Below are 1,503 nucleotides of genomic sequence, written 5' to 3'. Positions count from 1 at the left end.
AATAATATTAAAAACAAATACTATTTTAGGAGTGAAAAATGAAAAATAAAAAAATTATTAGTATTTTATTGTCTATTACTATTATAATATTTTTTCCTAGATTGTCTATTTCCAAAGAGAATAAAAATTATTTTTTTAATTATGGAGAAAATGAAATATTTTTAGACGATTTTACACAAATATGTTTAACGCCAGGTAAAAATGAGACTATGCTTAATTTTTCTTGGTATAGTAAATTTTCAGATGGAGTGAGTAAAATAAAGATATGCGAAAAAGGTGGAAAAGAAATAATTTACCAAGGGAAAAGTGTGAGTATGGGGAATGGGTTTACAAGTAATAAGGTAACGGTTGAAAATTTAAAAGCAAATACGACATATATTTACTCCTATCAGTGTGATGGGCGATGGAGTAAACCCTTAGAGTATGAAACAAAAGATTTTCAAAATTATTCTTTTATATTTATGGCAGACCCGCAAATTGGAGCATCATCAAAAAAGAAAAAATCATATGAAGAAGGAATAAAAAAAGATGCGAATAATTGGGATAAAGTTATAAGAAAATCATTAAATAAAAGTTACGATCCTAGTTTTATAGTGTGTGGGGGAGATGAAACTAATACAAAAGAAGAGAATTATAATAAATCTAAGGTAGATATAAGTAATTTAGAGTATTCAGGTTTTTTGTCACCAAGTTATTTGAGACATATGCCAATTGCAAATGCCATAGGAAATCACGATAAGGATAATGAAAATTTTTATAATCATTTTAATATGCCTAACATAACTAATTTAGGAAAAACTGTTGCAGGTAGTGATTATTATTTTACTTACGGAAATACTTTATATTTATTTATTAATACCAATAATTTAGATATCTGTGAACATAAAAAGTTTGTTGATGAAACTGTTGAAGAAAATAAAAATATTAAATGGAAAATAGCAGTATTTCATCATGATATATATGGAGGAGGGAGACATAAAGATGATGAAGATATAAAAATATTAAGAAATAATCTTCCATCTATATTAGAGGATAATAATATTGATTTAGCTTTATGTAGTCATGATCACATATATTCTAGAACTTATCCTATAAAAGATAAAAAAATAATGGATTTTGAAGTAGAAACCCTAACAAACTCAAAAGATAAAGTAGATGTAATAAAAGATAGTAAGGGAATAACTTATATAACAGGAAGTTCATCCACAGGAAGTAAGTTTTATAAAGAAACTAAAGATAAAAGTAAGTATATCAGGAAAATTTATTGTGAAGAAATACCAACATATACTGTAGTTAAGGTTAGAGAAAACTTAATAGAGATAGTAACTTATGAAACAAATAAGAATAAACCTATTGATAATAAAATAATTATACATATATAAAAGAGAAGAAATGACTTTAAAGAAGTTGACACACGCTATGATGGGATATGAGGTCATAAAAACAAAAAGAGAAAAAAGAGAAAATGAAAATAAAAGTATACTTACAATGAAAAATTTCTTT

General features: G+C 25.2%; 1 protein-coding gene. It reads left to right on the top strand.

Annotated elements, in window-relative coordinates; genetic code table 11:
- Positions 1-38 precede the first annotated feature (38 nt).
- Positions 39-1,382 carry an FN3 domain-containing metallophosphoesterase family protein gene (locus NSA58_RS20075; protein WP_257560920.1) on the top strand — a complete coding sequence of 448 codons (1,344 nt, stop codon included), beginning with the start codon at positions 39-41 and terminating at the stop codon, positions 1,380-1,382.
- Positions 1,383-1,503: the final 121 nt, after the last annotated feature.

It is taken from the genome of Terrisporobacter muris (assembly GCF_024621905.1).
Taxonomy (GTDB): Bacteria; Bacillota; Clostridia; order Peptostreptococcales; family Peptostreptococcaceae; genus Terrisporobacter; species Terrisporobacter muris.
The sequence above is the reverse complement of the archived record's forward strand: the minus strand, read 5'-3'. Positions and strand labels throughout refer to the sequence as shown.

Coding starts and splice junctions, on each gene's coding strand:
- NSA58_RS20075 (WP_257560920.1), top strand. CDS start 39: ATGAAAAATAAAAAAATTATTAGTATTTTATTGTCTATTACTATTATA.